This window comes from Psychrobacter sp. S4(2024), from assembly GCF_036861305.1.
In the GTDB taxonomy this organism is placed as follows: domain Bacteria; phylum Pseudomonadota; class Gammaproteobacteria; order Pseudomonadales; family Moraxellaceae; genus Psychrobacter; species Psychrobacter cryohalolentis.
In genome coordinates, this window is record NZ_JAZAQR010000003.1 from 365696 (window position 1) to 389833 (window position 24138).

Consider the following 24138-nt stretch of genomic DNA (forward strand, 5'->3'; position numbering starts at 1 on the left):
TAAAGTAAGTAAAAAAAGGCTGGATTCTCAATGAATTCAGCCTTTTTGCTATTAAATTTATTATTAAAACATGTGGTTTCAAGATTGGTTTTTTATATTAAAAATGTATTAAACAACCATAAAAAGCCATTAATCGCAGCGATACCGACCACCATACTGACCAGTAATTGACGGCTAATATGATAGACAAACAATACCAATAATAAAGCGCCTATTTGTGCCATTAATAAATGCACCTCTGCACTGTTCAAAGCAATATTGTGTGACAGTCCTTGATAAGACAAACTGGTTAAAATCAGTAATACCATCACAGATAGCGGCAAACTTTCATTTAAGCGATGTAGCCAAGGTGTATCAAGCAGTTTTTTAGGTATCAGAGCGGGCAGGGCACGGGTAATAAAAGTCACTGCTGCCATCGCGAACGTTGCAAAAATCAGATAACTACTGCTCATTACTGCCTCCTTGCACACTGCGCTGCACCCAAACTCCACGGACTAAAATCATAAGCATACAAATCGTAATCGCTACCAATAATAACCAGTTACTGGTAAAAAACGAGGCGATAACTAAAGCAATAACAGCAATAATAATAGGGAAATAGCGTTTGATACTTTGGAATTGCTCATAAGCTAAAATCGCAAATAGACAGACCAAGGCAAAGTCTAAATGTGGCACCAAATCACTGAGAGCGCTACCAATCATTACACCAATCGCACCTGCTAATACCCACCAGCTTTGATTGAATAAGCTTATGGGCACTATCAATGCTTGTCGTGATTCATTCGGCAAACTGGTCATCACCGAAAAAGTTTCGTCAGTTAGAGCAAACAAGCAATAGGTCTTGGCTATTTTATTCTTTGGGAGATATTGTAATAACGGCATGCCATAAAAAACATGACGCAAGTTAATAGCAGCAATATTGGTTGCGATATTGCCAATCGGTAATCCAGCACTTAACATTGGTAGGCAGGCATATTGAGCGGCACCCGCATATAACACTACGCTGAGCATAATCGTTGCCCATACTGGTATACCAGCAACTTGCGCAAGCACACCAAAGGCGATGCCCGCTGGCAAATAACCCATAGCGACTGGTAAGCTTTTTTTAAAGCCTTCTCCCCAGTCATAGCCCTGTACCTGAGTTTGATTGATCTCATTTGATTGAGTATTCACGTCACATCCTAGTTTTTACCATTTTTGTTTGTTATTAAATTTTAAAGGGAGCTTAATAGTGTAATGCTGATCGTTCAATGGTCAATGGTCAATGGTCAATGGTCAAGTTGGAGTTTTTCATAGCTACCAGTTTGATGAGCACGGTATAAAAATCCAGCAAGTATCAGCATTCTTAGCAACAATAAACACCATACGCTGAGCCAGATGCCCGTCATATCCCACTGCTGATAAAACCACCAACTCAATGGGAAAAAGATAGCCGCTAATATAAGGGCTGCATTGCGAATAATGCTACCTGCTGTTAAACCAAAAAATATCCCATCTAACCAGTAAGCACCAACTCCGACAAGTGGTAACAGGACAGCATATAAATGATAGTCATAAGCAAGCGTAAAAACAGGTTCGATATTGGTCATAAACTGTAAATATGTGGGCATGGCAAGCCACCATATCGCACTTAGCAGGATAGCAAGACCGTAGCTCACAATGCCAGTACGCTTCACGATAATGCGAAAGCGCGACCAATCTCGTCGACCTGCTGCTTGTCCACTTAACGTCTCAGCAGAGACTGCCACCCCGTCAAGGGCAAAGGCTGAGATGCTTAATACTTGTAATAAAATAGCATTGGCAGCGAGTATGACGTCGCCGCTTTGAGCAGAGAGTCGAGTAATCCAAGCAAAGCTTAACGTTAAAATAAGCGTACGAATAAAAATATCTTTATTTAGTGAAAATAGCCTAAGCATCTTATCTTTATTAAAATGCTGCGGGTCAGCGGTAAATAACGCCTGCCAAGAGATTTTCAAATGTAGACGACTTAACCATAATGCCAATACTACGCCCAGCCAGAAGGCAATCGCTGTACCCAATGCGACACCGACCAAGCCCATATCCATTGCAAAAACAAAAAATAGTGTCAGAATGATATTGAGTATAGCGATAAAACCTTGTTGATATAGCATATAACGGGTCTTGCCTTGACCTGCAAACCAGCCAATAAAAGCAAAGTTCATTAGCTCAGCAATCACACCCCAAAAGCGCACATCTAAATAGGTCTTTGCTGCATCGCCGCTATCAGGATTGGCGGCAAGCGCTTGTAGACCAAAATCAATTAGCCAAGGTTTTACCAGTAGTAAAACTGCACCAATCATAAATGCCAACACCAAAGCGCGTTGCAAGATGGACAACAGCGGTGATTGCTGACTAGGATTATTCTTTAGAGTATCGTTATGAGCGGTATTTTTATTATCTAATTGCCCAAGAGCTTGAGCAGAAAGTCCAGATGAGGCATATTGCAAAAAGTTAAAACTGACGAGCAATAGTGATAGCAGTTGTACTGCAAGCCCGATACCAGCAAGTTTTGCCGTATCATTCATATTGCCAATAATCGCCGTATCAATGACGCTTTGTAGTGGCATTGCAAGATTTGCCAATAATACTGGCAATGCAATAGCGATAATACGCGTATAGCGAGTATCAATAGGCGGCATAGGACGTGGCGGCAGGATAGATGACATAAGGCAATCGCTTAGATAGGCAGATTAAGAATGCTCATAGGTAGTGCTAAGGATAATAACTTATAGTAGCGCTAAAATTTTTAGGTATTGATTTGATTTTGACCATTATACATAAACAAAAGCACCTAGAGTCTAGGTGCTTTTTTCATGATCACGCTTATCTACTTACTTAATAGAGAATTTACCAAGTGAGCAGGGGTGCCATTATCAATCTTGTTCAAACATCTTTGGATCATTGAAAGTCACGATCTCTTCTTCAAACTCAGGTTTTACTTTGACGATAAAGTCATCACGTGATAGACCCATCGCTAGAGGAATCGAGCTTGCAATATAGGTAGATGAATAAGTACCAGCAAGTAAGCCAATAAACAGTGCCGCTGAGAACCAGAATAAGCCATCACCGCCCAAGAACAGCATTGCTAATACCACTAATAGCACGGTTGAAATGGTCATAATCGTACGGCGTAGTGTCTCTGTTAATGACAAATCAATCGTTTGACGCGGACTGATACCACGGACACGGCGGAAATTTTCACGGATACGGTCATAGACAACGATGGTATCGTTCAATGAATAACCAATCAATGCCAAGATGGCTGCTAGTACTGTTAAATCGAATGGGAAGCCAAATAAGGCAAAGACACCGATGGTCACGATAGCATCATGGAACAAGGACAATACCGCGCCAAGTGCCAGTTTGAACTGGAAGCGCAGGGCAACATATCCTAGCATACACGCTAGTGCAAGCACAATTGACATGACTGAGCTTAAGTAAACCTCATTACCCACTTGACTACCGATAATATTCACGTTGCTGATTTCAACATCGTTATTAGGTAGCGCTAATGCTTCGCTCAAGCTGCTGTTAAGACCATCGATGTTATCAGATTGAGGTGGCAAACGTATTAGCAGCTCTTGCGAGGTGCCTAGGTACTGCACGACTGCATCATCAAAGCCATTATCTGCCAACGCAGTAACCACATCACCTTGCTCGACAGATTGCTCATAGCGCACATCTGCTGACACGCCACCGGTAAAATCAAGACCAAGGTTTAAGCCATTGACCGCAATTGCAATGATACTACCAATCACCAAAATGATTGATAAAATGCCCATTGGCTTTTCTATCTTCATAAAAGGGATGATACGCTGATCACCAACGGCTTTGATACCGCCTTCGGCATAGGCAGCGGCATCGTCAGCAGCGTCACCCAATGCTAAGTTAGGATCGATAGCAGCAGGCGCGAGTACTTGACTGTCTTTACTAGCGCTTTTGCCACTCCGCAGATTTTTATTAGCTGATTTTTTAGCAGTGGCGTTATTGGTTTGGGTATTGCTGCCTTTGCCATCACGGCGCGGCTTTTTACGGCGACGCGTAGTTGCTTCATTATTTGAGCCATTCGGTTCAGGATTGTTCTGTTTTTCTAGAGGATTGTTATTATCGATTGCCATAGTTTTCTCCTAACCGATGCTCAGACGTTTGATAGATTTACGCTTACCATAAGCAATTTGTATCAGTGCACGGGTTACCAAAATAGCCGTAAACAGCGAGCTGACAATACCAATGGCTAAAGTAATCGCAAAGCCTTTAATCGGACCTGTACCAATCGCAAATAAGATAAAGGCGACCAGTAAGGTTGTGATATTGGCATCGAAAATACTACTATAGGCGCGATCAAAACCTGCCACGATAGCCGATTTCGGTCTCACTCCATTAGCTATCTCCTCGCGAATACGCTCAAAAATCAGAACGTTAGCATCGACCGCCATACCAATGGTCAATACGATACCAGCGATACCCGGTAACGTCAGTGATGAGCCTAAGATGGACATAATAGAGATAATAATAATAACGTTAACTGCTAGAGCAATATTGGCAATCACACCAAACAGACGATAGAAGATAATCATAAATGCAAAGACTAGTAAGTAACCAACCTGCGTAGAGAATAAGCCTTTATCAATATTTTCCTGACCCAGTGATGGACCAATGGTGCGCTCTTCAACGAAATACATCGGTGCCGCTAACGCGCCTGAGCGTAGTAACAATGCAAGCTCAGCGGCTTCAGCACTACTATCCAGACCAGTGATACGGAAAGATGAGCCTAGTACTGCTTGGATATTTGCACGGTTAATGACTTTTGTTTCAGCATATGGCGTCCGAACTTCAATCGTTTCGCCAGTAACTGGGTCTTCTTCATAAGCGATGCGCTGTTTATTTTCAATAAACAATACTGCCATTTGTTTGCCAACCGCTGTACGGGTAGCATTCTGCATCAGCTTACCACCAGCACTGTCTAAGGTGATACTAACCTCAGGTGAACCACTTTCATCAATACCGGTTTGAGCATTGGTAACTTTATCACCAGTGACAATCGCTTGACGCTCTAATAATACTGGCGGCCCATCAAGGGTTTCAAATGGGAACGCTTCAGTACCGGCAGGTGGAATACCGCCTGTATAGTTTTCGGCACCTTCAGCGACCATACGGAATTCAAGATTGGCCGTACGACCAAGGACGCGTTTTGCCTCAGCGGTATCTTGTACACCTGGTAGCTCAACGACGATACGGCTAGCGCCTTGTGATTGTACCAAGGCTTCTGTTACCCCAAGCTCAGCAATACGATTGCGTAGGGTAGTCAAGTTTTGATTGACCGCATAGCTGTTGATTTCATCAAGCGTTGCATCGTTATACGCCAAAATCAGGGCAGGGCCTTGCTCATCAATAGAAGATTGCAGGGCAAAGGTGTTACCCATTGAGCTTTGCAAAACGTTTTGGGCACGGTTACGAGTGTCTGTATCGGAAAAATGCAATACCACGCTACGCTTGTCGTTTTTAATACCTTTAACAGCAATGCGCTCAGCTCTTAGATCTCGTCGAATATCGCGACTGGCACTGGTCAGACGTTGTTCGAGCGCCTTGTCCATATCAACTTCTAAGACGAAACGAACGCCGCCACGCAAATCAAGACCAAGTTTCATGGGCTTGGCGCCGATATCACGCAACCACTGCGGCGTTGTCTGCGCTAAGTTCAGTGCGACTACATAGTTCTCACCCAAGTTTTTTCTCAATACTTCCTGAGCTTTGAGCTGATCGACTGGATTGTCAAGACGTACCAATGCGCTGTTACCTTTAAACGTACCATCATGGTAGTTCAAGCCAGCTTCTTTTAACAGGTCTTGTGACTGCGTTAAAATGCCATCAGACAACTGTGTGCCTGCTGCAGCACTGGTAATCTGTACGGCAGGTTCGTCAGGATATAAGTTAGGAGCAGCGTATAGACCGGCAATGATAAGTACGACGGTGATGAGTAGGTATTTCCAAGCGGGATATTGCATAATCACTTCTTTAGGTTGATAAACTACTGGCGACGCAGGCCACAAGTTAGCAGATGGGAAGTTAGCGATAACAATGGTGAGGTGCTTATTTAGCTGCCATAGAAGCCATGATAGTGCACCACTGTGATCATCCGCGATGATAATAAAGCATAAAACGATAAAGCCAAAAATGACCGTAAATAATGTACGGTCATTTTATAATCATTACAACTGTTAATTGATACTGATACAGTAATAGTCAGTCATTATCGTGCTGACTAACTTTAACGATCACATATATCAATTATCAAAGATGCCAATGACGTTTAAACGCTTTCGATAGTACCAGCTGGCAATACTGAAATAACAGAAGCACGTTGTACCTTGATATCTGTATTATTATTTAAGCTTACCACTGCATAATCGCCTTCCAAATGTTTGATACGACCCATCAAACCACCAGCAAATATGATTTCGCTGCCGACTGTCAAAGCACTTACCATAGCGCGATGTTCTTTAGTACGTTTTGATTGTGGACGAATCACCAAAAAGTAAAAAATAGCAAAAAAAGCAACTGGTAATAAGATTTGACCGAACAGTGATGCCGCACCGGCAGTTTCAGCAGCATGAGCGGCTTGGATAAATAACAACATAGTTTCTCTCGACAAGTTATAGATAACAATTAATTTAGACGCATAGTAGCAAAAAATACCAGACTTGGTAACTGTTAATCATAAGCTGGTTATGTTTTTCTTAAGCTAAAGGCATGTTGATAGCGCATTACTTTGCCTATCTTACTTTTTAAGCTGTCTACATTATATAGAATCCATTGACTTATAAAACAAGCCCAATAGTAAATAGTTAACATGCCATCAAGCGAAACCCGTATTTCTCTCATTCGCAAATGTATCGTGATTATTGAAATATATAGCGATTTATTGTGAAATAAGCGCATCAATGCTACTATCGAAAGCAAATAGCCGCCAGTCTTTACAGTAAGATTTAAGCCATTGTGCTGAGCGATATGTGCTCATTTATATATCAAAGATCCAGACCATATCAGATAATATTTTCTATCTGCTTGGCTCTGCTCATGATATATTGTGACTTCCTTTTACTTCTTTGTTTAGGTTACCTAACTTGTTCACCTCTTTTATGTCTGTACCTCGTTTACATCGTTCGCGTGCTTGTCGTAAAGACGCCTCTGCCAAACCTCCCCCGACGATGCTTGGCGATACTCGCTTGAGTATCAAATCATTGTTGGCGTTATCTGTCTGGATAACGCTGCTGCTACCGCAAACGGTCTGGGCAGCTGAAGGAGTAGCGGACCCAAGTACAAGTAGCATATTGCTGCTCATACTATATGTACTCGTTGCCATTGGTATCTCATTTATCTGTTCACTGGCAGAGTCAGCACTCCTGACGATGACGCCGTCTTATATCGCTGATGTTCAAGAGCGCAATCCAAAAAAAGCCCATATGTTAAGACGCTTAAAGATTGATAATATCGATCAGTCCTTGGCTGCTATTTTGACCTTGAATACAGTGGCACATACACTAGGCTCGATAGGCGCAGGTGCGCAAGCGACGATTGTATTTGGTAGTGCTTGGTTTGGTTTGTTTTCTGCCATCATGACCCTTGCTATTTTATTCTTATCTGAGATTATTCCAAAGACCTTAGGTACGATGTACTGGCGTCAACTCAGTGGCATGGTTGCCTACTTTGTACGTGGTATTATTTTACTGCTATATCCACTAATTTGGATCTCAGAAAAACTCACCAAGTTGCTGGTACGTGGTAAAGAGCCACAAACCTTTAGCCGTCGCGAATTTGCCGCGCTTGCCAGTATTGGTGAAGAAGCAGGACAAATCGATCCATTAGAGTCGCGTATTATCCGAAACTTACTGGCATTTGGTGCTATTAAGGTTGAAGATATTATGACGCCTCGTTCGGTGATGCTGGCTTTTGAAGAGAATAAAACAGTAGCAGAGTTGCTGGTTGATCGTCCAAAATTGACCTTTTCTAGACTACCGATTTATGATGGTGATTTGGATAATATTACAGGTTTTGTCTTAAAAACAGACATGCTATTAGCAAAAGTGAATCATGCCGTACATAAGCCACTGACGCAGTTTAAACGTGACATTACTTTTGTTTTTTCAAAGATGAAATTGTTTGATTTGCTTGAGCTGATGCTTAAAAACCGTATCCATATTGCCATTACGGTCGGTGAATACGGGGAAGTCAAAGGTTTAGTTACTCTAGAAGATGTGTTTGAAACTCTCTTAGGTCTTGAGATTGTCGATGAGATAGATCGCGTTGAAGACATGCAAGCATTGGCACGGCAAATGATGGACAGACGTGTCGAGCGCTTGGGTATGAAGCTGAGCGATGATGAGCATTATGAAGACTATACGGCTGAGAGTAAGCAGTAAGCAGTAAGCAGTAAAAATTTAATCAGTTTTTATTGCGTAAACTACTGATAGTTTATCGTATGCTTTTTATAAGATAGCTCATTTATTCAAAAAGCATACTTTACTGAGGTAGTCGCAATAATTACACAGGGTGTCACATGGCTGTGAGAATTAAGTGATAGGCTAAAAGTATCCTAATAAGAGGCTGCTAGAAATGCCTATCAATAGAAATACTCGTTAATTACTACATCGATTGAAGATACTAGTTCGTTAGTAGTTAAAAGTTTAGGGTATAAGATTTATTGGATATAAATAGCACTCTATAATTAAATCGTAGCTATTTCATTGTCGTTCAATAGTAATGATTATAAAGCCACCATTAAGGAATATCATGAAACAACTATGGGGAAAAGGGCTATTGGCTCTATTGATAAAAGGTGCCAGCTTGGCGGCAATCGTTGCTGCTGTCAGCACCATAACTATCACTGCGCAAGCAGCAACCATGACTGAAGCCTTGGTACAAAACTACGCAACTGCTATGAAGTCTGCTGCTAATAATCGAAATATTAATCAGGTGGCGCGTTTGGTTTCTGATGAGGCATTGATTTCATTGTCAAGAAAAGGTAAGTCTACCAGTTTGGATAAAGAGGCTTATTTAAAACTGCTGCAAAATAGCTGGGGCAATACCTCAAACTATCGCTATGACATCAATGTTGATAACATTGTAATTTCAGGTGAACAGGCAAAAGCCAATGTAACGACCAATGAAAGCTGGGTCAAAGATGGTCAAAAGGTCTCCTTTGTTACCACTTCAAGAGTGACACTGGCTTTGTCTACTGGTGACGCCATACTTCTGCGTGCTGTATCCCAAGTTACGATTAATTAGTCTTCGTTCAATAATAAAGTCAGCTAATAAGCAGAACCTTTAGCCATCAATGATAGGGCACATTAATTTTTGTGCATTATCTTTTATATTGAGCTGGTCTTTATTCGATATTGCGTACTATACTATCGGTCAACTTTATTTCATCACTTCTCGTTGTTAGGAAACTTCCATTATCATGTCTACTGTGTCATCAAACTATCGCTCATTTATAGCTTTACCATTGACGCTTGCGGTGTCAACTCTTCTTATCAGTGCGTGTAGTAATACATCAGCGGTGAAAAAGACGGGTGCGACTGGCAGTACAGCTGTGGTTAAGCGTCCTACCACGCAAGTTCAGCCAACGGGAAATGCAGATTATTCGACTGCATTTTTGGATGCTGAAAGCTTAGATGAGCTTGCTGATTTATTGGAAGCCACTGATATGACTATGGTTGAGGGCAACAAACTTGCTATTCAACAATATGGTGACTTATGGAATCGCCTGCGTGCTGGGTATCGGATGAACGGTGGACAGCCTGTTTATAATCAGCGTATTGAAGCACAAAAAGGCTGGTTTACCAGTAGACAGGACTATCTAAACCGTTTAACAGCACGTGCCAGTCGCTATATTTATCACACAGTAAGAGAGGCAGAGCGTCGCAATATCCCAACCGAGCTGGCTTTGCTGCCTGTGATTGAGAGCTCCTACGATCCAAGTGGCACCAGTAGTGCGGCAGCAGCAGGTTTATGGCAGTTTATTCCAAGTACGGGACGTATTTATGGTCTAAATCAAAGCAGTACATATGATGGTCGCCGTGATGTGATTGAGTCAACACGTGCCGCTTATGACTTTTTGACCGCATTGCACAATCAGTTTGGTAGTTGGGAGCTGGCATTAGCCGCTTATAATGCCGGTCCTGGTCGTGTGCAAAAAGCCATTGATGCCAATAGAGCTCAAGGTTTACCTACCGATTATTGGTCACTCAGATTACCGACTGAAACCATGAACTATGTACCACGCTTTTTGGCAGTTGCCGAAATCGTTGCCAAACCTGAAAAATACGGTGTCTATTTACCGGCTATCGCTAACCGTCAGCATTTCCGTAGTGTGCCTGTCAACTATGGCGTAAGCTTAGCTGAAGTATCGCAAGTCACGGGTGTTAGCTACGATGAATTAGAAAGATTAAATACGGCGTTAACCTCAGCACGTATCGATTCATCAGGTCCGCAGCGTATTATTATTCCTAATGATGTCAGTCTGACCACTGATGTGAAGCTGAGCGCTTTGAGGGGTAATGGCAGTAGTAATATTCTCGCTTCTAGCAATGCTGTTACGACGACTACGCCAAGCTACTCTGGCTCAACAACGCCAAGCTATAATAATAAGCCATATACTACCAGCTCATCATTGCCGGGTACTGGCAAGGGTCTTGCTGATTATGCTGCCAGTGCAAGCGTCCCGCAGCAAACCACCAGCTATATTCCGCCATCGTCATCAACGACCAGCAGCTCAGTTTATAGCAGCAGTGCCTCAGTGCGTACAGAGCCACCTTTAACCTCAGCAGAGACCAAAAAAATCAATGCTGAGCTGAAAAGTAGTAACAGCTTACCGACCACATCAGCACAAATCACTCAAAACAATACCATCATTCAAGAGCCGCCGCTAAGTAAAGCGGAGCGTGATTTTATTGCCAATCAAATTCGTATTAATACGCCTGAAACCAATGTTATTAACGCCGATGGTAATATCAATTTATCTGCCGTGCAGACGCAGCAGTCCGTCTTAGAAGCCACGGGACAAGAGAAGAAACTGAGCTTCCCAAAAACCTCAGTTAGTAAGCCAAAACCACAAGGCACACGTACCACTTATACGGTCAAACGCGGTGATACTTTGGCTAATATCGCCAGTCGCTCTGGTGTGAGCTGGCGTGATATTGCCGAATGGAATCAGATGGATGCCAGTGCCAAGCTACTCTCTGGTAGTACTTTGTATCTATATAATGCCAAAACTATCGAGCCATTGAGCGCTACCAGCAGCACTGTCGCGAGCCAGCCTGAAAGTTATGTGGTACAAGGTGGTGATACTCTTATAGGTACTGCCAATCGCTTTGGTTTATCAGTGACGCAGTTAGCAAGTTATAATAATTTGAGCAGCCGTGCAGACTTATTAAGAGGTCAGAAACTATGGCTTATCCCAGGCAAAGTAACAGCGCCAGTCAGCACTCCTGCCGCGCCATCTACTAAACCGAAGAAATCATCGACTGCGACCAAAAACTATAAAGTAAAAGCGGGTGATGGCTTGATTGCACTTGCCCGCCAATTTAATATAACGACTGAGACATTGGCCAGTCTTAATGATATTGGTACGACAGATTCATTATACGTCGGTCAGACCTTAAAAGTACCTGCTAGTGTAGACTTTACTTCTAACAGTGCGCCTACTGCTACACAGAGCACTGCTAGTAGCAATAACACCACAACCAAAGCCAGCAGTTCAAGTTCAGCACCAACTAGCAATTATAAAGTAAAATCAGGGGATACCTTGATTGGCATTGCTAATAGTGTTGGGGTCAGCGCAGAAGACATTGCTGCCGTAAACAGTAACTTTGATGCTAAGGCGCGTTTACAACGTGGACAAACGATCAAAGTTCCTGTATCCAAAGAATTGGTTGATCGTCAGCTAAATGATGAGGCAGTCAGCTACAAGGTAAAATCAGGCGATACTTTGACGGGTGTTGCCCAGCGTTATAATATTGGCTTGGGTGATTTGGCAGCAGCTAATAACCTCAAGACCAATTCTAACTTGATCTTAGGTCGCACGATTACCATTCCTGCTAAAGGTAGCGTGAGTACTAGTGCGAATGCTGCGGCCAGTAGCAAGAGCAGTAGTTCGGTGAGCACAGAGACCACCAGTAAGTCTGATAGCGCGCCAGCTACCAGTAATAGCGGCAAAAAGCTCGGTAACACAGAAAGCTATAAGGTGCAGTCTGGCGATGGACTCATTGTTTTAGCACGCCGCTTCGGTGTTTCAGTTGAAGACTTGGCTGCTACCAATGATATTTCGACCAAAGCTCAATTACAACGTGGTCAGACCATCAAAGTGCCGAAAGTAACGGTCAGCTATACGGTTGGCTCAGGAGACAGCTTGATTGGTTTGGCACGTAAATACGACGTTTCAACCAAAGAGCTTGCGGATATGAATGACATTGCAGTCGATACCATGCTGCAACGCGGTCAACGCTTAACGGTGCCTAATCGCTAATCTGTGCATGTTTGAATAAATGTTATTAATAAAAAAGCTGCTCTTATCAAAGAGCAGTTTTTTTTATGGCAGTATCAATTATCAATATCTGATTAAACCGTGGCAGTTTTTATTGTTTCAAGATAGCTTCTGATATTGCTCACATAATGCATGGCTTGACCATAGCGGCTATTTGACGCTTTATTATCAGACAGATAGGCATATATATTTGCCCAACTTTTATCATCGATACCTTTGGCGCTCAATTTACGCTGAATACCTTTAACAGCATTTGGTCCCATATTATAAGCCGCAAGCGCAAACCAAATACGATCCGTTTTTGGTACATCGGCAAAATCAGTTTTCATCTGCTCTAAGTAACGAGCACCGCCGCCGATACTTTGGTAAGGGTCAACACGGTCTGAGACGCCCATTGCCTTTGCCGTATTATTAGTTAGCATCATAATGCCGCGTACTCCGGTCGGAGAGACTGCATTGGCATCCAAGTGCGACTCTTGATAACCCATGGCAACCAAAAGCTCCCAATCATGATTGTAGTTGCGCGCTTGTTCTTCAAACGAAGACTGATAATCAGGAAGCTTTTCTGTCAGTGTGGTCTTGAAATGATCTTGACTATAGGCATCTTTTAATAAGTCTTGGTTATAAAAGGCGGCTAGCTTTTGAGTATTATCAAGCTTGATGCTATCACATAAAAAATAGCTGGCTTTTTGTGACAATGGATCATTGGCAGAATTAAACGTCCAGCTTACTTTAGGATGCAAGCCATTTTTGGTCAAACTGGCATCATAACCACAGCTGACATTAATAGAAGACAAATTCAGCTGGCTTTTTAATTGGGTGCTGGCCGTGGTCAATGCCATATCCGCATCGCCTGACTGTAACGCTCTTAGCGCAGCTTCCTCATCAGCATAAGCTTTGAGAGTGACTTTTACCCCAAGCTCATCAGCATAGTTACGCACTAAGTCGTAACCAAATCCATGTTGGAAGCCATCGGTCGCAAAATAAGTGCTATCGCCTGGAACAGCAGCGATGGTCAAGGTCTTCTCCAGCATAACATGGTCATAAGCTGGTACTTGGTTATTCATGGTCGTCAGACTCTCAGCAGGGAGTGAGAGTAGGGCGATGCTTGAGATTTGCGCCAATTTCTTGGTTTTGGCGAAACGAGTCACTTTGATAGATGCAATAGCTGGAACGATGTTACTTTCGGTGTTTAGCAAGCGTTTAGATGGACGCAATATATATGAGATACGGCGTTTAGCCCCTCGCGCAGATGCTTTCGCACGATAAGTAATTCGCTGCATGGATGTCTCCTAATTTTAGCCATCCTACTTACCATAAAAATACGTGCTCATTTACGCCAATATCAGCAGCATAAATAGAGGTGCATTTTAAATACTATAAAATTTACATACTTATTGAGCATATAAATCTCATAACATCTCGTTTAAATATAGCCGTACAGTCTCAGCTGGCAACCTTATAGCAAGGGGTGTAAGAGCATAAAAAAGCACTTTAATACCTGATTGCTAAAAAAAGGCTGCAAAACACCGCAAAGGCGCTAAATCAGATGATTCCTTCATCAATGATAGACTTGGCTGTGATTCGAACTATTTAAACGACATTATTTAAAAGACACTTTAACATCGGTAAGGTCATGAATAAATTATTGGAAAAACGTGGCGTGAGCAGGATATGCTCAGAGTTGTTACGCTGGTATGGATAATCAAATACTCTGACTATGTTAAGAGTAAATGGTCACTCATACCGTTTATCCAGCAATAAAGACAAGCAAGTTAATCTGTCTGATAAATAAGACTGATCAATAAAAGCCAATGATTAAAAAACCATCAAGCAGTTTGCTGTACCGCTACTGCAACACTAAAATAGGAAATATCACCTTACTCAAGAATGTATAAGCCGAGGTGATATTATATTGATTGCTATCTACAGCCCTATTAAAAAAGTAAAAATAATAGGATTTTAGACCTCAATCATCATTTTAGTGCCATAACCGGAAGCTGTAATAATGGGGAGTCTCATGACAAGACATTCTTTCTACAGATAGTAATATGCAGATATTCATCTGATTATTCAAGTGTAGTTAAGAAAATTGCGATAAAACTTAACAATAGCACTATAGAAGGTAATAATTTAGCCTGTTTTCTATCGCATAATTTCGATTTAATGAATATAAGTTTGTTCTGTTACTGGCCAAAATAAAAAAGACAGGTAAGCAAAAATCTGCTTATCTGTCTTTTTTAGGAGAAAAATAAGGTTCTGCTGCTTAAGCAGGATTATCGATATCGATAAATGTCACTGGTAAGTCAAACTGCTGAGCAACAATCCTACCTAATGCTTCAATGCCGCCGCGTTCTGTCGCATGATGTCCGCAAGCAAAATAGTCAATGCCAAGCTCACGGGCAATATGAGTGGTACGCTCTGATATTTCACCAGAAATAAATGCATCACAGCCCATTAATGATGCTTGCTCAATCATATCTTGTGCGCCGCCCGTACAGATACCAATCCGTTCAATTAACTTATTACTGGTATTAGTATCGACGTTATACTCAGCGGAAATATGTAATGGCATGCGCCCCAATGCTTGAGTAATTTGAGCGATAAGGCTTTGAGCATTCTGCGGTGTACAGATGGCAATATTACCAACCGGATGTGTCTCAGTCGGATAAAGTGCCTCGATAATGATCATGTCTAACGCCGCCGCCAATGTGGCATTATTACCGATGACAGGGTGGGCATCGAGTGGTAGGTGATAGCCTATCAAGGAGATACCATGCTGCATAAGCTTGCGAATACGCTGACCTTTCATACCAGTCAATGGGGCAGGTTCACCTTTCCAAAAATAGCCATGATGTACCATGATTGCATCAGCATTATCTGCAATGGCGGCATCAATCAATGCTTCACAGGCAGTCACGCCAGTAACAATACGCTGAATAGGCCGACCGCCATCTACTTGTAAACCATTCGGTGCATAATCTTTAAAGGCATTCGCTGATAAGTAATCATCGCAAAATTCAGTTAGGGATTGTGCAGTAATGATAGTATTTGATGATGTGATTAAGACATCGTGCGTGCTCATAGTATTCCCTTATAAAAATTTCAATTAATAGTTGTAGTAGCTCAAGTATTTATAAATAATGAATTATTTCTCGTGATCACTATTTTAACATGATGCGGCAAAAGAATAGACAAGCCCAATAACTGAAACGGTACACGATGCGCTACCATTGTATTATGAGGACAGCTATAATTTACACATGTGAAAGTGCCTTATATCAGGGCGTACGCCTGATATGCCTTAATACCGATTGTCCATGTGAAATTATAGAGGTTTTTATATGTCGTCATCCCCGAATGCCAAGAACAAGGCTGGTCTCTTAAAGTGGTTACCCTGGATTTTACTGCTATTGGTCACAGCCGCCTTTATTTGGTTATTTGCGAGTATGAAGACAGCATCGGAGGCAAAATGGGAGCCGCCAAAGACCACACCTGCTGAGCAGCAAGCTTCCGAGCCGGTATCGGACTCACCAACGCCTATCGCCTCTTATCATAATGGTGTGGCTCGAGCCTCCCAGTCTGTGGTCAATATCTATACCACGCAGACGATGGCAGAACATCCTTATATGAACGATCCGGTGTTGCGCCGGTTTTTTGAATATCATGGCGCACCGTCAGAAGAGCAAGGCAATACCAACCTAGGCTCAGGCGTTATCGTGTCGGATGATGGTTATATCGTCACCAATGCCCATGTGATCGAAAAAGCCGATGAAATCACCGTTGCTTTTAATGATGGTCGTAAAAGCCGTGCAAAATTAATTGGCACAGACCCAGATAGTGATTTGGCAGTGATTAAAGTCGATATGACTGGGCTTACACCGTTGGGCTTTCGTGAAAAACCAACGCTGGTAGGCGATGTAGCATTAGCGATCGGTAATCCCTTTGGCGTCGGTCAAACCGTTACCCAAGGTATTATTTCAGCGACCGGGCGGACAGGGCTTGGCGTCAATAAGTTTGAAGACTTTATTCAAACTGATGCGGCTATCAATCCGGGTAACTCGGGCGGTGCATTGGTTGATGCACGTGGTGAGCTGATTGGTATTAATACTGCCATCTACTCACGCTCTGGGGGCTCTATGGGTATTGGATTTGCTATTCCTACCGCTATCGTTGAGCAAGTGATGAATGCTCTGATCAAAGATGGCAAGGTTAGTCGTGGTTGGCTGGGTATTGAGATACAATCACAGCTGAGAGATCCCACACAGCTCGAATCGTCAACAGGCGTAGAAGTGCTTAACGTGGTTCCTAAGAGCCCAGCTGCTAAGAGCGGTCTAAAAGTTGGCGATATTGTTTTGACCATTGATGGGGTTGAGATGACTGATGCCAATACCTTGATTCAGTATGTCGCTCGTAAAGCACCTAATACCACGCTGCATGCTCAAATCTTACGTCAAGGTAAAAATGCGCAAGTGAAGATATTGCTAGAGGAGCGTCCAGTTGAAGAGCCAGTCACCGTTCCTGTTGTGATTCAAGATGAAACGCTTGGGGGTAATCAGCCACCAAGCTTACAAGCTCCAGAACAAGATACCCCAATGATGTCAGAAGCCGAGCGTGACCGTATGCGTGAAGAGCTTTTATTGCTGTTCGAAAGAGATGGTGCACCTTTGTAAAGAGGGTGTTTACCGATTCTCTGATCTCTAAGAGCAATAAAAAAAAGCGCGCTATCTATAAGATAGCGCGCTTTTTTAATAAGTTTTGATTGATCGAATAGTTAGTAATTTATTGATTTAGCAGCTACTTTTCTATCAGCTCATGATTGACATAAATCACGCCTTGTACTCTACAGCAGCAGGGTAGGATTTCATCTTTTTCAATCATGGCTAAGGGCTCAAAAGGATAATCGATAACATGTGAGCTGGCGATGCGCTTGATGCGGCAGCTGCCACAATAACCTTCCTTACATTGATAATTGATATCATGTCCGGTGCGTAGCAATCCATCAAGCAAGCTTTCGTCATCGTGCAAGTAAAATTGCTTCTTACTCGTCATTACCCAAGTCATAGTTTTATCCTATCTTTTTATAATATGGTCAATCCTAAATAAAATAAGTACAATTATTATAACGTGCTACTGGGATAAATTTTACTTGCTTGCTGCGCCTACGTAGACATAGGCTGCGCAAAACTTATCCCAGCAGCACTACACTTATTCTATGATGAATCGACTATATTAAAAGCTCAATCTTGAAAAACTATCTTCTATAACTCAAAATCATCAAAATCGCTGTCTGATAAATCTGAGTCAATCTGACCAACCAAGTACGAGCTGATTTCAGTCTCTTGCGGGGCAACTTGTACGTTGTCAGACGACAACCACGTGTTAATCCACGGAATCGGATTTGATTTAGAGTTCGGGAATGCCACTGGCAAGCCAACCGCCTCCATACGTAAATTGGTGATGTATTCGATGTATTGACACAGAATGTCTTTATTCAGCCCAATCATTGAACCGTCTTTGAACAGATAGCCTGCCCATTCTTTTTCTTGCTCAGCCGCTTTACGGAATATCTCGATGCTTTCTTCATAGCATTCTTTGGCAATATCGACCATCTCTGGATCATCACGACCGATGCGCATGAGGTTAAGGATATGCTGAGTACCCGTTAAATGTAGCGCCTCATCACGAGCGATCAATTTAATAATCTTGGCATTACCTTCCATTAGCTTACGCTCAGCAAAGGCAAATGAGCAAGCAAACGACACATAGAAGCGAATGGCTTCTAGGACATTGACTGCCATCAAGCACAAATAAAGCTGCTTTTTCAATGATTTTAAATCGATGGTAATTTGCTTACCATTGATCGTATGCGTGCCTGCACCGTATAGGTTATATAGCGATGAGCTGTAATACAAATCATCATAGTACTTGGCGATGTCCGCCGCGCGCCCTAGGATATGCTCGTTCTGCATGATGTCATCAAAGACGATAGCAGGGTCATTGATAATATTACGAATGATATGGGTATAGCTGCGTGAGTGAATGGTCTCAGAAAATGTCCACGTCTCAATCCACGTCTCAAGCTCAGGAATCGATACCAATGGCAGTAGCACGACGTTTGGGCTACGACCTTGGATAGAGTCGAGTAGCGTTTGATACTTTAGGTTGCTGATAAAGATATGCTGCTCGTGTGAGGACAAATTGCCGTAATCCATACGATCACGTGATACATCGACTTCTTCTGGACGCCAAAAGAACGACAGCTGCTTTTCAATCAATTGCTCAAAGATAGGGTGCTTTTGTTGGTCGTAACGCGCCACGTTGACCGGATTACCAAAAAACATCGGCTCTGTTAGCGCATTGTTTGGCGTTTGGGAAAAAATCGAATAAGTCATGGGACTGCCTTTATCATTGATATGGTTATTAATTTATAGGGTTTTGACTAGATTTGGTTTGATTGGATTATATTACAAGTGCTCTAAAGATATCTGTTCTGGCATCTGTCCATCATTCATATATGCTTTAAACATCTCACTCAGCTCGCTATCGTCCAAACCTTCCAATTCATCGATCGCACTCTTACGCAGCGCACTCAAGCCATCATCATCTGATAGTTGCTGCATTTCTTTCTGTACGTCTTTTTTAGCCGCTCTCTTTACTGGTTTTTTCAATACTTTTGTGGCGACTTTCTTCAATGCTTCTGGTTTTGCTGCTGTGCCTTCGCCTAATTGCTCACGGACGTCTGCGATGTCGACTTCTACTTGTACGATATGCGAGCCACCATCGTTTAGGTCTGAAAATACGTTTGGGATAAACAAACCACCGTCTTTGATGATTGCGGTATATTGCACATGACCTCCATTATTGCTATTTGTGTGTTGCGGTTATAGCGCTTGATGCCTCTTATAATGACTGTCTCAACTTTCATCATGGCTGGCGCGTCGCAAGACTGTCATACACTTTGTTGTTTTCTCTTTTGCCTACTGCTAATACATAAACTACCACCACATCATCTTTTACGGTATATACCAGACGATAGCCTACGGTGCGTAATTTGATTTTATAAGTATCCGTATGTCCCGATAGTTTTGACGCAGGCACATGAGGGTTTGACAATCGCTGCTGTAATTTTTTCTTAAACTGCTGTTGAATATTTGGCGCTATCTTTTTCCACTCTTTTAATGCCAAAGGGTGAAACTCAAGATTATAAGTCATCCAACGTTACCTTTATCGGTATTTGTCCGTCATTCATCCGTGCGCTAACGGTTTGGCTTAATGCCATATCTTCCATGGCTTCCATCATGCGCTCGAAAACATCTGTCGAAACTAGATAAGCCACGGGTTTATTGTGGTTTAAAATAGCAATGGACTCACCATCTGATTGTTTAATCAATGCCGACGGGTTGGCTTTTAGTTCTGAGATACTGGCTGTTTGTGTTGTAAATATTGGTTGCATGATTCATTCTCCGCTAACATTGCGCTCTAAATATAGAGACAATATTAGCACGAAAATTAGGTCTTAATTGTTATTTTGAATTTTAAAGTTGTAAGTAGGTTGGTGTCGAGGCATAAGGCCAACGAGTTATTTAAAGTTTTGTGCTTCGTAAGCTTTATCTAAATTATGCTCACTTCTAAAGGTTATAGGAATTGCATTCTCACCATCTAAAATTGAAGTCAATCCTTTCAGTATTTTTCGTTGGTCAGATTCAAGATCGTCATGACCCATAGGTCGATAACAACCTCTTTTTAATTGAACTTTATCAAAATCATAATCAAGATATTGAGCCATGGCATAGAGTAACTCTACTAACAATTCTACACATTTTTCGTTCCAAGCAATGATGCTTTCGTTTGATGATTGGATGTTTAAATGGTCGTAATAAATTCTCCACGCATCTATTACTTTTTTATTACTATAGAAATCTATATCAATCATGTTCAAAGCAGTTACATGATTCTGGCTTAGAGTTGTAGCACGAGTTGACATTAAAGTATGGAATATATATAGCTTCCGATTCCTAGATTCTCGTTTGATTTCAATATACTTTTGAATTTGTACTGCAAATATAGGACCGAGAAAAACAGCAAATATCATAATGATATCTGTAATATCCATATATTTTCCTCTCTATTTAAAGAAATAGTTAATAGTATTTTTCAATAAACATGTAGCTATGTTAGATAGATAACCACAAACAGCGGACTCAGCCTCAACAGCCAAACCCGCCATTCATCAAACCTAAATCTTACATGCACCGCCTGCACAATCATCTTCCATATCCGCTTGGGCGTCGTTCGCACCATCACGAGTGTTATGGTAGTACAACGTCTTCACGCCAAGCTTATAAGCGTTTAGCAGATCTTTTAACAATATCTTCATTGGTACACGACCACCTTCATAACGAACGGGATCGTAGTTGGTATTGGCAGAGATACTTTGATCAACGAATTTTTGCATGACAGCGACCAGCTTTAGGTAACCGTCATTGTTTGGCATTTGCCATAGTAGCTCATACTGATTTTTTAGCTTATCAATCTCAGGTACGACTTGCTTCAAGATGCCGTCTTTTGACGCTTTGATAGAGACCAGACCGCGTGGTGGCTCGATACCGTTGGTCGCGTTGGCGATCTGACTAGAGGTCTCAGACGGCATCAAAGCGGTTAGGGTAGAGTTGCGTAGACCATGCTCAGTGATCTCGCCACGTAGCGTTTCCCAATCGAGATGTAGCGGCTCTTGGCAGATTTTATCCAAATCTTTTTTGTACGTATCAATCGGCAAGATACCTTGCGAGTACGTGGTCTCATTGAACGCAGGACAAGCGCCTTGCTCTTTTGCCAATTTGTTTGACGCTTTCAAGAGATAGAATTGCAACGCTTCAAACGTTTGATGCGTTAGACCAAGCGCGCTGTCATCTGAATAGCGCACGCCATTTTTAGCAAGATAATAAGCATAGTTAATCACGCCCACACCTAGCGTACGGCGACGCATGCTGCCGTTTTGAGCGGCTTTTACTGGATAGTCTTGATAGTCGAGCAGGGCATCAAGTGCACGGACGATTAGCTCGGCTGGCTCTTCGATGTCACTGACGTTTTCGACTTTACCCAAGTTGACCGCTGATAGCGTACAAAGCGCGATTTCGCCTTCTTCGTCATTGATGTTATTAAGTGGCTTAGTCGGTAGAGCGATTTCCATACATAGGTTTGACTGGCGAATAGGGGCAACCGTCGCGTCAAATGGGCTATGCGTGTTGCAATGATCGACGTTTTGGATGTAGATACGACCAGTACTGGCACGCTCTTGCATCATCAAGCTAAATAAATCTGCTGCTGGGATTTGACGGCTACGAATAGCAGGGTCGTTCTCGTACTTGGTATATAGCTCTTCGAATTTGTCTTGATCTTCAAAGAACGCATCATATAAGCCTGGAGTGTCGCCTGGAGAGAATAGCGAGATGTCTTGACCTTTGATGAGGCGCGTGTACATTGTTTTGTTCAACTGTACACCGTAATCCATATGACGGACACGGTTGTCTTCGACGCCGCGGTTGTTTTTGAGTACTAGTAATGACTCAACTTCTAAATGCCATAGTGGGTAAAATAGAGTCGCTGCACCGCCACGCACGCCACCTTGTGAGCAGCATTTAACAGCGGTCTGGAACAGTTTATAGAATGGGATACAGCCAGTGTGCTGTGCTTCGCCGCCACGGATAGGGCTACCAAGGGCGCGGATACGACCCGCGTTGATGCCGATACCAGCGCGCTGTGACACGTAGCGTACGATGGCGCTAGTGGTGGCGTTGATTGAGTCTAGGCTGTCACCACATTCGATCAATACGCACGAGCTAAACTGGCGCGATGGCGTACGCACACCAGACATGATAGGCGTTGGTAGTGAGATTTTGAATTCTGAAGTCGCATCATAGAAACGCTTCACATAGTTCATGCGCTCTGATTTTTCGTAACGGCTAAACAAGCACATACCAACCAGCATGTACAAGAACTGCGGGCTTTCAAAGACGGTTTTGCTCACGCGATCTTGGACGAGGTATTTGCCTGCCATTTGCTCAACAGCGGCATAGGCAAGATTCATATCGCGCCAGTGATCCAGATATTCTTCTAACTCGTCAAATTCAGCACGGCTATAGTCAGCTAGGATATGCTCATCATATTTACCAGCATCAGTTAGGGTTGTAACGTGATCGAATAGATGTGGCGGCGTGAATCTATTGTAAGCAATCTTACGCAGATGGAAAATAGCCAAACGAGCCGCTAGATATTGATAATCAGGCGTCGTCTCAGAGATAAGGTCAGCAGCTGACTTGATGATGGTTTCATGAATATCGCGAGTTTTGATGCCTTCATAAAACTGAATGTGTGATTTTAGCTCCACTTGTGACACCGACACATTATCTAAACCGTGAGCTGCCCACTCGATTACCTTGTGAATTTTATCTAACTCGATAGGCTCTAAACGTCCATCACGTTTGGTTACTTGGATTTTATCGATATGTGTCATGCTGACCTCGTAAGTTGATTGCTTGATAGTTATTTACTGAATGACTTATTAGTGATGCCGCGCGGTGTAAGGACGCCAAGCATGCTTTATAACGCGATATATATGCTCATGATAGAGTGTTTTTTGAGGCAAAAGCTAGCCACGGCTCATGGTGATGGTTAAAATCACTGAGCACTACATATAGCGTGTTTGTTAATAGGTGGACACAATATAGCGGGAAAATTTTGAAAATGCTATATTGATTTTAGCGGCAAACTATGTTGCTGAGGGCTTATACGTTGTCCGAATTTGGGCAAAGGACGATGGCATAAGGGTTAGACGCAAATGAGTTTAATAATAAATTTTTTGTAAAAATCTAATCACTCTTTGCTTTTTATTTGCTCGTAAATTGTTGACCAATAAAAGCAGTCACGGCAATAATAATGCGGGCGCAGATTGTACATCAAACCACAAAAAATCGCCACCCAAATGAGTGACGATTGTCATTATCTTCAGTGAATTTACGCCCATAAGAGTAGGATTTGATAGAGGGCAGCAAGAGACTGTCAACCCTATCATAAGTTACATCACAATGCGTACGGTCTTAGCCGCATCAAGAGACGCATATAGGGTATTGACTTGCTCAGCAGTCGTTAAGTATAAGTTCACCCGTATAGAATGAAAGCGTCCTGTTTTTGAGGGTTTGACTTGCATAGACGCTAAGTCAAAATCAGGAAACTGGCTGCCTAAAATGAGTTTGACTTCGTTCAACAAAGTCTCATGTTCACCTTCATTACCGATAATACTCATCGGGTAATTCATCGGAAAATCCCACAACTCAGGATTTTGAATGTCGGTTTTTTTGCCTTTAATTTTGTCATTGCCTAACGATATTTGAGAGACGTTGACATCTTTTTTAGGATTTTGTTGATTATCGCTCATGGGTGAGTCCTTAGTGCTATTTTATAATGGGGCTTGAGTCTTAAAATTGGCTGGTATTTTAACAAACGACTATCGATTAACCACAAAAAAGCTGAGACGCGCTCAGCTTTTAGGTTTATATATATTCTGCGATATA

At 42.3% G+C, this 24138-nt stretch carries 20 protein-coding genes; 4 read left to right on the forward strand and 16 right to left on the reverse strand.

Features of this window, described 5'->3' with window-relative positions; genetic code table 11:
• Positions 1-92 precede the first annotated feature (92 nt).
• From VLA57_RS09460 to yajC, 6 genes are all read right to left on the reverse strand, one after another.
• The gene (locus VLA57_RS09460) at positions 93-452 is read right to left on the reverse strand and encodes an AzlD domain-containing protein (protein ID WP_133104188.1); all 360 of its coding nucleotides are present in this window, start codon (positions 450-452) and stop codon (positions 93-95) included.
• A complete protein-coding gene (locus tag VLA57_RS09465; protein ID WP_133104189.1) occupies positions 442-1173 on the reverse strand; it encodes an AzlC family ABC transporter permease in 732 nt (243 codons plus the stop codon). The genes VLA57_RS09460 and VLA57_RS09465 overlap by 11 nt, the downstream gene beginning before the upstream one ends.
• Positions 1174-1268: 95 nt before the next feature.
• Positions 1269-2687, reverse strand: a complete 1419-nt coding sequence (locus tag VLA57_RS09470) for an MATE family efflux transporter (protein WP_133104190.1) — start codon at positions 2685-2687, stop codon at positions 1269-1271.
• A 207-nt stretch (positions 2688-2894) separates the two neighbouring features.
• On the reverse strand, positions 2895-4139 hold the full coding sequence (secF, locus tag VLA57_RS09475) for a protein translocase subunit SecF (protein ID WP_133104191.1): 1245 nt from the start codon (positions 4137-4139) through the stop codon (positions 2895-2897).
• Between the two features lie 9 nt (positions 4140-4148).
• On the reverse strand, positions 4149-6026 hold the full coding sequence (secD, locus tag VLA57_RS09480) for a protein translocase subunit SecD (RefSeq protein ID WP_133104192.1): 1878 nt from the start codon (positions 6024-6026) through the stop codon (positions 4149-4151).
• Between the two features lie 305 nt (positions 6027-6331).
• Positions 6332-6658 carry a preprotein translocase subunit YajC gene (gene yajC / locus VLA57_RS09485; RefSeq protein ID WP_011513446.1) on the reverse strand — a complete coding sequence of 109 codons (327 nt, stop codon included), beginning with the start codon at positions 6656-6658 and terminating at the stop codon, positions 6332-6334.
• Positions 6659-7160: 502 nt separating this feature from the next.
• On the opposite strand from yajC, the gene VLA57_RS09490 reads away from it, so the two are divergent.
• From VLA57_RS09490 to VLA57_RS09500, 3 genes are all read left to right on the forward strand, one after another.
• Positions 7161-8441 carry a CNNM domain-containing protein gene (locus tag VLA57_RS09490; RefSeq protein ID WP_133104377.1) on the forward strand — a complete coding sequence of 427 codons (1281 nt, stop codon included), beginning with the start codon at positions 7161-7163 and terminating at the stop codon, positions 8439-8441.
• Positions 8442-8811: 370 nt separating this feature from the next.
• Positions 8812-9306: a hypothetical protein gene (locus VLA57_RS09495; RefSeq protein WP_011513448.1), complete on the forward strand. Its 495-nt coding sequence runs from the start codon at positions 8812-8814 to the stop codon at positions 9304-9306.
• A 175-nt stretch (positions 9307-9481) separates the two neighbouring features.
• On the forward strand, positions 9482-12547 hold the full coding sequence (locus VLA57_RS09500) for a LysM peptidoglycan-binding domain-containing protein (RefSeq protein WP_133104193.1): 3066 nt from the start codon (positions 9482-9484) through the stop codon (positions 12545-12547).
• Between the two features lie 92 nt (positions 12548-12639).
• On the opposite strand, the gene VLA57_RS09505 is transcribed toward VLA57_RS09500, so the two are convergent.
• Together VLA57_RS09505 and VLA57_RS09510 are read right to left on the reverse strand one after the other, a co-directional pair.
• The gene (locus VLA57_RS09505) at positions 12640-13848 is read right to left on the reverse strand and encodes a transglycosylase SLT domain-containing protein (RefSeq protein ID WP_011513450.1); all 1209 of its coding nucleotides are present in this window, start codon (positions 13846-13848) and stop codon (positions 12640-12642) included.
• A 983-nt stretch (positions 13849-14831) separates the two neighbouring features.
• Positions 14832-15650 carry a Nif3-like dinuclear metal center hexameric protein gene (locus tag VLA57_RS09510; RefSeq protein ID WP_133104194.1) on the reverse strand — a complete coding sequence of 273 codons (819 nt, stop codon included), beginning with the start codon at positions 15648-15650 and terminating at the stop codon, positions 14832-14834.
• A gap of 259 nt (positions 15651-15909) precedes the next feature.
• Here VLA57_RS09510 and VLA57_RS09515 point away from each other — a divergent pair, with 259 nt between their 5' ends.
• Positions 15910-17238 (forward strand): S1C family serine protease, encoded by a 1329-nt coding sequence (locus VLA57_RS09515; RefSeq protein ID WP_133104195.1) that lies wholly within the window; start codon positions 15910-15912, stop codon positions 17236-17238.
• Positions 17239-17362: 124 nt separating this feature from the next.
• On the opposite strand, the gene yfaE is transcribed toward VLA57_RS09515, so the two are convergent.
• From yfaE to VLA57_RS09555, 8 genes are all read right to left on the reverse strand, one after another.
• Complete coding sequence (gene yfaE, locus VLA57_RS09520; protein ID WP_011513453.1) at positions 17363-17629, reverse strand: class I ribonucleotide reductase maintenance protein YfaE; 267 nt, start codon at positions 17627-17629, stop codon at positions 17363-17365.
• Between the two features lie 197 nt (positions 17630-17826).
• Positions 17827-18960, reverse strand: coding sequence for a class Ia ribonucleoside-diphosphate reductase subunit beta (gene nrdB, locus VLA57_RS09525; protein WP_020443319.1), 1134 nt, complete (start codon positions 18958-18960; stop codon positions 17827-17829).
• A gap of 72 nt (positions 18961-19032) precedes the next feature.
• Complete coding sequence (locus VLA57_RS09530) at positions 19033-19416, reverse strand: hypothetical protein (protein WP_133104196.1); 384 nt, start codon at positions 19414-19416, stop codon at positions 19033-19035.
• Between the two features lie 76 nt (positions 19417-19492).
• Entirely contained in the window at positions 19493-19780 is a 288-nt protein-coding gene (locus tag VLA57_RS09535; protein WP_055124179.1) for a type II toxin-antitoxin system RelE family toxin, read from the reverse strand.
• Positions 19770-20021 (reverse strand): type II toxin-antitoxin system Phd/YefM family antitoxin, encoded by a 252-nt coding sequence (locus VLA57_RS09540; RefSeq protein WP_133104197.1) that lies wholly within the window; start codon positions 20019-20021, stop codon positions 19770-19772. The genes VLA57_RS09535 and VLA57_RS09540 overlap by 11 nt, the downstream gene beginning before the upstream one ends.
• 126 nt (positions 20022-20147) lie before the next feature.
• Positions 20148-20681, reverse strand: a complete 534-nt coding sequence (locus tag VLA57_RS09545) for a DUF6680 family protein (RefSeq protein WP_133104198.1) — start codon at positions 20679-20681, stop codon at positions 20148-20150.
• 123 nt (positions 20682-20804) lie between these two features.
• Positions 20805-23081, reverse strand: coding sequence for a class 1a ribonucleoside-diphosphate reductase subunit alpha (gene nrdA, locus VLA57_RS09550; protein WP_133104199.1), 2277 nt, complete (start codon positions 23079-23081; stop codon positions 20805-20807).
• Between the two features lie 561 nt (positions 23082-23642).
• The gene (locus VLA57_RS09555; RefSeq protein WP_011513459.1) at positions 23643-24002 is read right to left on the reverse strand and encodes a YbeD family protein; all 360 of its coding nucleotides are present in this window, start codon (positions 24000-24002) and stop codon (positions 23643-23645) included.
• Positions 24003-24138: the final 136 nt, after the last annotated feature.

What these genes read in the sequence shown, in the direction of transcription:
- VLA57_RS09460 (WP_133104188.1), bottom strand. Translation starts at nt 452, where the DNA reads ATGAGCAGTAGTTATCTGATTTTTGCAACGTTCGCGATGGCAGCAGTG.
- VLA57_RS09470 (WP_133104190.1), bottom strand. Translation starts at nt 2,687, where the DNA reads ATGTCATCTATCCTGCCGCCACGTCCTATGCCGCCTATTGATACTCGC.
- secF (WP_133104191.1), bottom strand. Translation starts at nt 4,139, where the DNA reads ATGGCAATCGATAATAACAATCCTCTAGAAAAACAGAACAATCCTGAA.
- secD (WP_133104192.1), bottom strand. Translation starts at nt 6,026, where the DNA reads ATGCAATATCCCGCTTGGAAATACCTACTCATCACCGTCGTACTTATC.
- yajC (WP_011513446.1), bottom strand. Translation starts at nt 6,658, where the DNA reads ATGTTGTTATTTATCCAAGCCGCTCATGCTGCTGAAACTGCCGGTGCG.
- VLA57_RS09490 (WP_133104377.1), top strand. Translation starts at nt 7,161, where the DNA reads ATGTCTGTACCTCGTTTACATCGTTCGCGTGCTTGTCGTAAAGACGCC.
- VLA57_RS09495 (WP_011513448.1), top strand. Translation starts at nt 8,812, where the DNA reads ATGAAACAACTATGGGGAAAAGGGCTATTGGCTCTATTGATAAAAGGT.
- VLA57_RS09500 (WP_133104193.1), top strand. Translation starts at nt 9,482, where the DNA reads ATGTCTACTGTGTCATCAAACTATCGCTCATTTATAGCTTTACCATTG.
- VLA57_RS09505 (WP_011513450.1), bottom strand. Translation starts at nt 13,848, where the DNA reads ATGCAGCGAATTACTTATCGTGCGAAAGCATCTGCGCGAGGGGCTAAA.
- VLA57_RS09510 (WP_133104194.1), bottom strand. Translation starts at nt 15,650, where the DNA reads ATGAGCACGCACGATGTCTTAATCACATCATCAAATACTATCATTACT.
- VLA57_RS09515 (WP_133104195.1), top strand. Translation starts at nt 15,910, where the DNA reads ATGTCGTCATCCCCGAATGCCAAGAACAAGGCTGGTCTCTTAAAGTGG.
- yfaE (WP_011513453.1), bottom strand. Translation starts at nt 17,629, where the DNA reads ATGACTTGGGTAATGACGAGTAAGAAGCAATTTTACTTGCACGATGAC.
- nrdB (WP_020443319.1), bottom strand. Translation starts at nt 18,960, where the DNA reads ATGACTTATTCGATTTTTTCCCAAACGCCAAACAATGCGCTAACAGAG.
- VLA57_RS09535 (WP_055124179.1), bottom strand. Translation starts at nt 19,780, where the DNA reads ATGACTTATAATCTTGAGTTTCACCCTTTGGCATTAAAAGAGTGGAAA.
- VLA57_RS09540 (WP_133104197.1), bottom strand. Translation starts at nt 20,021, where the DNA reads ATGCAACCAATATTTACAACACAAACAGCCAGTATCTCAGAACTAAAA.
- VLA57_RS09545 (WP_133104198.1), bottom strand. Translation starts at nt 20,681, where the DNA reads ATGGATATTACAGATATCATTATGATATTTGCTGTTTTTCTCGGTCCT.
- nrdA (WP_133104199.1), bottom strand. Translation starts at nt 23,081, where the DNA reads ATGACACATATCGATAAAATCCAAGTAACCAAACGTGATGGACGTTTA.
- VLA57_RS09555 (WP_011513459.1), bottom strand. Translation starts at nt 24,002, where the DNA reads ATGAGCGATAATCAACAAAATCCTAAAAAAGATGTCAACGTCTCTCAA.